This is a genomic window from Phenylobacterium sp., assembly GCF_024508875.1.
Classification (GTDB): domain Bacteria; phylum Pseudomonadota; class Alphaproteobacteria; order Caulobacterales; family Caulobacteraceae; genus Phenylobacterium.
In genome coordinates, this window is sequence record NZ_JANINU010000141.1 from 1 (window position 1) to 6,232 (window position 6,232).

At 67.2% G+C, this 6,232-nt stretch carries 7 protein-coding genes; 4 read left to right on the forward strand and 3 right to left on the reverse strand.

Annotated features, from left to right (window positions below):
* The 3 genes from Q0L11_RS11890 to Q0L11_RS11900 form a co-directional block, all read right to left on the reverse strand.
* Positions 1 to 937, reverse strand: a 937-nt coding sequence (locus Q0L11_RS11890) for a TonB-dependent receptor (RefSeq protein WP_296597489.1), incomplete at its 3' end; no start/stop codon positions are given.
* A 223-nt stretch (positions 938 to 1,160) separates the two neighbouring features.
* Positions 1,161 to 1,799, reverse strand: a complete 639-nt coding sequence (locus tag Q0L11_RS11895) for a glutathione S-transferase family protein (protein ID WP_296597490.1) — start codon at positions 1,797 to 1,799, stop codon at positions 1,161 to 1,163.
* Between the two features lie 48 nt (positions 1,800 to 1,847).
* Positions 1,848 to 2,747, reverse strand: a complete 900-nt coding sequence (locus tag Q0L11_RS11900) for a hypothetical protein (protein ID WP_296597492.1) — start codon at positions 2,745 to 2,747, stop codon at positions 1,848 to 1,850.
* Between the two features lie 122 nt (positions 2,748 to 2,869).
* Between Q0L11_RS11900 and Q0L11_RS11905 the strand changes: the two genes are divergently transcribed.
* The 4 genes from Q0L11_RS11905 (at position 2,870) to Q0L11_RS11920 (ending at position 5,902) form a co-directional block, all read left to right on the forward strand.
* Entirely contained in the window at positions 2,870 to 3,727 is an 858-nt protein-coding gene (locus tag Q0L11_RS11905; protein ID WP_296597493.1) for an SDR family NAD(P)-dependent oxidoreductase, read from the forward strand.
* 67 nt (positions 3,728 to 3,794) lie between these two features.
* Positions 3,795 to 4,223 carry a nuclease gene (locus tag Q0L11_RS11910; RefSeq protein WP_296597495.1) on the forward strand — a complete coding sequence of 143 codons (429 nt, stop codon included), beginning with the start codon at positions 3,795 to 3,797 and terminating at the stop codon, positions 4,221 to 4,223.
* Positions 4,224 to 4,781: 558 nt separating this feature from the next.
* On the forward strand, positions 4,782 to 5,318 hold the full coding sequence (locus tag Q0L11_RS11915; RefSeq protein ID WP_296597497.1) for a hypothetical protein: 537 nt from the start codon (positions 4,782 to 4,784) through the stop codon (positions 5,316 to 5,318).
* Positions 5,315 to 5,902 (forward strand): DUF4304 domain-containing protein, encoded by a 588-nt coding sequence (locus Q0L11_RS11920; RefSeq protein ID WP_296597498.1) that lies wholly within the window; start codon positions 5,315 to 5,317, stop codon positions 5,900 to 5,902. The genes Q0L11_RS11915 and Q0L11_RS11920 overlap by 4 nt, the downstream gene beginning before the upstream one ends.
* Positions 5,903 to 6,232: the final 330 nt, after the last annotated feature.

A 6,232-nucleotide genomic window follows, 5' to 3' on the forward strand; every position in this document is an offset into this window, starting at 1 on the left:
CCATGTCCTCGACGTCCTGGCTGGTGGCGCGGTTGGCGTAGCCCTGGCGGTCGAACGGCGTGGACGTGAGGTCCAGCGAGCCCGGACGGGTCAGGTTGACGAGGTTGCCGCGGCTGTTGGCGGCCTGACCGACGAAGAGCTGGGTGCCGACGCAGCAGTTCTCGTCGCGCTTCGTGTAGTCGGCGATGAAGCGGATATCGACGTCGTCCGTCGCTTCCACCTGCAGTTGGCCGCGGACCGTGTAGAAATTCTGGTCGTTGTCGCGGTCCTTGGTGCGGGGGCCGGCGCCGGTGATGATGTGCTGGTAGCCATCGCGCTGGCGCGTGCCGGCGAACAGGCGGCCCGAGACCTTGTCGCCCAGCGGCCCGCTGACCGAGGCGGTCAGGCCCAACTGGTCGTAGTTGCCGTAGGTGGCTTCACCCTCGGCCTGGAAGTCCTTGGTCGGACCGGCGGTGATAACGTTGATGACGCCGGCCGAGGTGTTCTTGCCGAACAGGGTGCCTTGCGGGCCCTTCAGCACCTCGATGCGGCTCACTTCGCCCAGGTCGCCGAACGACACGCCGTTGCGGGGGCGGTAGACGCCGTCGATCACCACGCCGACCGAGCTTTCCAGCCCCGGGTTGTCGCCGACCGTGCCGACGCCGCGGACGCGGGCGGTCACGATAGTTTCGTTGGACGTCGAGGTGACGGTCAGGCCCGGCGTCAGCACGGTGAGGTCGCGGATGTCGCGGACACCGGCGTCCTTCAGCAGCTCGCCGCTGACCGAGGTGACCACGATCGGCACGTCCTGCAGGCTCTGCTCGCGCTTCTGGGCGGTGACGACGATCTCTTCGATCTCGCGGTCGCCGGCGGCTTCCTGCGCTTGGACGGAGGACGCAAAGGCGCCCGCCAGCACGACGGCGAGCGCCGACGTGCGGAACAGCATTCCAGATTTCATTCGGTTCGTTCTCCCCGTAGCGGCCCTGCTTATGGGGAGGCGCAGGGCTTACACTCGGAGGCGCGCGCGTAGCGCTCAATCCCTTGTGCGCAAAGGGATTGCGGCGTTCGGCGGAAGTCCGGCGCGACCCTGTTGCGCGTTTGTCACGGAAATGTCGCCATGACTTGATTCAGGTCAAGCTGGACCAGAACGGTGGTCGGTGAACGGGCGCGCTGACCTAAAGTCAACTTTCCGGCGGCGGGGTGAAGATGAAGGCCTGACTCGCGGCCTGGAACACCGGCAGCGCTTCGCAGCGGGCGGCATGGGCGGCGAGGGTCGGCCACGCGCTGGCCGCCATCAATTCGGGATGCGCCTCGCCGATGAAGCGCAGGGCGCAGCCGACGGCGATGTCCGCGTGGCCGATGCCGGCGCCGAACCACCAGTCGCCGCGACGGGACGCGCGGTCGATTTCCAGGGTGTCCAGCACCGCGCCGATCTGCGACCGGCACCGGTCGATCCACATCGGCGTGGCGCGTTGGTGGACGGCGCGCTCATAGACCAGGCTGACCGCCTTGTCGGCGAGGCCCGCGGCGAGCGCGCAAACCTTGAGGGCATGCCGCCGCTCGAGCCCGCTGCCCGCGATCAGCGCCTTCTGCGGTCCAGCCAGCTCGTCCAGCCAGTCCAGGATGGCCGAGCTCTCCAGCAGCGCCTCGCCGTCGTCGGTCACGAGGGTCGGTACGCGCCGGAGCGGGTTGATCGCGGCGATCCGGTCCGCGTCGCCGAACACCGACCACGGCCGATGCTCGTAGTCGAAGCCGTACAGCCGCAGCGCCACCGCGACGCGCCGAACGAACGGGCTGTCGTATTGTCCGATCAGGATCATCTGCGCTCCCCATGGCCAGGCTCCGCATTTGGGGAGCCGCATGTCGGTTCAAAAGAAGTTCACGCCCGGCCGCAACACGATCTGGAAAACGGCCAGAACGAGACCCAGCGCGCCCAGCAGCGCCGGGATCGCCCAGCGGAGCCGGACGGCCGCGGCGGGCGCGCGCGGCGCATGCCACGCCCACGCCTGCAGCCAGACGCTTGCGGTAACGGCGGCCACGGCTGGCGGAAACAGGTTCTCGATAAGCGGTCCAGGAACGCGGAACGGGACCACGAGCGGCACGGCCATCAGCGCCGGAAGCACCGCATAGCGCAGCATGGCCCGCGCCCGGCCGCGCGGGTCCTGCGTCTCTGCGCCCGGCAGCAGGCTGAGGAACAGCGGCGCGGCGACGCCGCAGGCCAACGCCATCGCCGTCATGGCCGCCATGCAGGCCGCCACCTTCGTCCCGGCATGGAAGCCGAGGTAGCTCATCGCCCGGCCGACGTCGTTCTGCGGAACGGCCGTGCCGATCAGGATCTGGGGCAGGGCTTCCAGCAGGCCGAGCAGCCCCGTCCAGGCGACGAACAGGCGCAGGCCCGGCGGCCGGGGCGATCGCCGAGTGGCCCAGGCCAGGAAGGCCAGGCCCACGACCACCGTGGCTGCGGCGCCGGCCCCTTGAAAGAGCTCGGCCAGCGGATTGTCACCGGTCCAGTCGTGGTTGTTGTGGAAGAGGGTGGGCTTGAGCCCCGGCGTCATCGCCTTGGGGACCACCAGGAACAGCTCCTGGACAAAGAAGATCAGGTTGAACGCCAGGGCGAACGCCAGCGCAGATGCGAGGGTCAGCCCCCAATTCCACGGTGAGCGCGGCCCAGAAGACCTGGGACTGCGGACCAGCAGCGCGAGAGACCAGATTACAGGACCGCCGAGAAAGGCGGCGGCCATCGCGAGGGCGACCTGGGCAATACTCATACGGCGCTCGATCCTCCGCGGGCGGGGGATAAAGCCCCCGATTCCCACGAGTGGGAAGGGGTTGAAGGCCAAGGCGCCTCCGTGGAAGCTTGGGCGAGCGGGAAGCGGGCAGGGAGGCGACAATGGCGCGATCGGTGGTCATCACGGGCGTATCGACGGGCATAGGCCTTGGCGCGACGCGGGTGCTGACGGGCAGGGGCCTTCACGTCTTCGGCAGCGTGCGCAAGGCGGCGGACGGCGAGCGGCTGAAGGCCGAGTTCGGCAGTTCGTTCACGCCCCTGGTCTTCGATGTGACGGACGAAGGCGCGGTCCAGGCGGCTGCGCGGCAGGTCGAGCGGGCGCTCGAGGGCGCCACGCTGGCGGGGCTGGTCAACAACGCCGGGATCGCCGTCGCCGGACCGCTGCTCTACCTGCCGGTCGACGAGTTCCGTCTCCAACTCGAAGTGAACCTTACTGGCGTCGTCATCGCCACCCAGGCCTTCGCCCCCCTTCTGGGCGCGGGCCGCACGGGCGTTCGGGACGCTGGACGGATCGTCAACATCTCCTCCGTGGGCGGCAAGACGGCCAACCCGTTCATGGCGCCTTACAATGTCTCGAAGTTCGGCCTGGAGGGGCTGTCGGAGTCGCTGCGGCGCGAACTGCTGCCGTTCGGCGTGGATGTGATCGTCGTGGCGCCGGGCGCCGTGGCCACGCCCATTTGGGACAAGGCCGACCAGGTCGACGTCAGCCGCTACGCCAACACGCCCTACGCGGCGGCGCTGGACCGCATCCGCGCCTACATGCTCCAACTCGGCAAGGCCGGTCTGCCGCCCGAGCGGATCGGTGAGGTGATCCATCACGCCCTGACCGCGCCGAAGCCGAAGGTGCGCTACACGGTGGCTCCCGACATGTTCCGGATCTTCATGGGCGAGCACCTGCCCAAGCGGACGCTCGACCGCATCGTCGGCAAGCAACTTGGGCTGCTGCCGGACGCCCCCTGAGTCGCAGCTTTCCGCCGCCTTGGGCGTTCCACCTCGGCACTGCATGGAAGTTGCAGGGGAGGCGGCCATGATTAGCAACGGTCTCATCCTGGGCCTGGCCCTTACCCTGCTCGGCGCCGGCGCGGCCGCCGCCGAGTCGGACTGCGGCGGCGCGCCCTTGGCCGCTGGCACCGAAGTCCACGGGCCCGTGCTGCATGTGATCGACGGCCAGACCCTTTGCGTCGCCCGGGGCTCCGACCCCTCGCAATGGGTTGCTGTCCGGCTTGAAGACGCGCCCGCCTCGGCCTCCTGGGGCGCGCTGATGAGCGTCGCCTTCGCCAAGGACGTCACCTGCGCGGCGCAGAGCGTGAGCGGGGCCGGCGTGTGCCGCATCGAGGGGCGCTCAGTGGGCGCGCAACTCGACCCGGCGGCGGTCCGGGCCGGCGTGGCCTGGCGACAGCCCACCGAACGCGTTCCGCATCTTGCGGCGCCGACCCGCGTCGCGGCCGCCTACTGAGCCGTCGCGGCCGGCAGATTGCGCCCGCGCAGCAGCTCGCAAGCTTGGCCTTGTCGCCGGATTTCCAGGGAGAAGATGGTTGTGTGGGCAGTGCGCAGGGGACTGGTCTCTCCCTACAAGCGCAGGTGAATGCTGCCCGAGGGAAAGTTCGCATTTTGTTCTTGATGTCGCAGCCAAGCTGTGAGATGATGCCCAAGCGTCGATCAGTGCGCCGCGCCACCCGCTTTTGAGCGGACAAGGCCCGCACCAAGAGCCTCGCCAATCTGAAGTCTGCCTGTCGCAGCGGCCCAGCCGCTGCGCGCCTGCTGCCGCGCGTTCGCGCGGCGCCCTCAACTCAGCGATTGGAGAGAGATCTTGGCTGGAACTGGTTCGTACGCTCGAGGCGATCAGCCGCGCAGCGTACCAGATACGCTGGCGCAACCATACGCGAAGATGGTCGCCCAACAGGAAGCCTACAATGCGCAGCAAGCGGCGGACTTGGAGCGACGCAGAGGGGGCAGTGTTGCGCGGACGCCTGCGCCCGCTCGAAGTGCCTCGGTCGCTCCATTGGCGGACCGAATGTACCGGGGTTCGGACGCCGACATCGCCGAACTCCGCAGGCAACAGGCCGAATTCAAGAAGACCGAACGCGCCATCAGTCGGGAAAACACCTGGATGGCGGTTCCCGCGCTGGCGCCTGTCGCGGCCGTCATGGGCTTGGAAGGCGCTGCTTACATCGCCGGGCGTCTCGCGCCGGCGGTGGCCCAGCGAGCGCCGCTCGTGCTTGAGCGGGCCGACCCCTATCTGCGCGTAGGCGACAACTGGGCTACGCGGGCCGGACGGCGCGCACATGCAGCGCTGCGGGAGCGCGTCGCGCAGAAGCCTGGATGGGAGCCTGAACCGACTGTGACGTTGAAAGATGGCCGGATTCTGAAGCCTGATGTGCGCACGCCTTCACGCGTTCGAACTCCGGGGAAGGAGCCAGAGCCATTCCAGATGGAACTCAAGCCGAACACGCCGTCAGGGCGCACAGCTGCCGCACGGGCGGTTAGGAAATACGAGGCAACCAAAGTGAAGACCCGTCCCATCTTCTACGATCCGAAGCCGTTCATATGACCCGTCTGACTTACACCAAGGCGCTTGATCGTGCGCTGCAGCCGTTCGGGTTCACCCGAGAAGGGACGGACTGGAAACGGCTGCGTGGAGAAATCCAGGACTGGGTGAATCTTCAGAAAAGCTGGGTGGACGGGAGCGTCACCGTCAACCTGTTCGCGAAGAACCTCGAAACCGAACGGATCCTGAAGTCGATCCCGTGCGACGAAGTGCTGGGCATTGTTCAGTTCGGCCAGCGGATAGGCCAACTGATCGATGGCCACGATCGGTGGTGGAAGAACGATCCCAATGGTCCGATCGAGGTTGCCGAAGCTGTACAGGTCTACGGCATCCCGTGGTTCGAGCGGGTTCAATCCCTCGAGGATGAAGCTTCGAAGTGGTACGGAAGGGGCACGACAGGATCGTGGCGCAAGCCGAACCTGACGGTGCTGGCCGTGACACTGTTTCGACTGGGGGCCCTGGAAGAAGCGCTTGCTCTCTTCGAGGAGCCCGTGCCGAAGACCGCAATCCCGATGTTGGTCACTGAGGGTAGATGCGTACAGCGGTGGCTTCGGGATCAGGCGCGCGCCAACGCCGAGACGCGATAGAGATACCCCTCGCCACAAGAAGCCGCCCGACTGTGGCCTCCAACGATCTCAGCTTCGCCCTCATCCGAAGATCGGAGACGCTTCCACCGACGATCAGACCCGTGTTCGGACGGTTTGCGAACCACATTGGTGCAGCAGGCTGACGGCTGAAACCCCTTTCGCCACAACGTGTTGCCCATCGTCGGAGGGACGATTGTGAGCCACGTTGCTGCAGCAGACACGCTCATCCGGCCCTTCCATGGGGAGAAGCCGTAAGTGTTTGAAGGGCTTAGAGAAAAATGGTGGATGCGACAGGGATTGAACCTGTGACCCCCTCGGTGTGAACGAGGT

Coding starts and splice junctions, on each gene's coding strand:
- Q0L11_RS11895 (WP_296597490.1), bottom strand. CDS start 1,799: ATGATCCTGATCGGACAATACGACAGCCCGTTCGTTCGGCGCGTCGCG.
- Q0L11_RS11900 (WP_296597492.1), bottom strand. CDS start 2,747: ATGAGTATTGCCCAGGTCGCCCTCGCGATGGCCGCCGCCTTTCTCGGC.
- Q0L11_RS11905 (WP_296597493.1), top strand. CDS start 2,870: ATGGCGCGATCGGTGGTCATCACGGGCGTATCGACGGGCATAGGCCTT.
- Q0L11_RS11910 (WP_296597495.1), top strand. CDS start 3,795: ATGATTAGCAACGGTCTCATCCTGGGCCTGGCCCTTACCCTGCTCGGC.
- Q0L11_RS11915 (WP_296597497.1), top strand. CDS start 4,782: ATGTACCGGGGTTCGGACGCCGACATCGCCGAACTCCGCAGGCAACAG.
- Q0L11_RS11920 (WP_296597498.1), top strand. CDS start 5,315: ATGACCCGTCTGACTTACACCAAGGCGCTTGATCGTGCGCTGCAGCCG.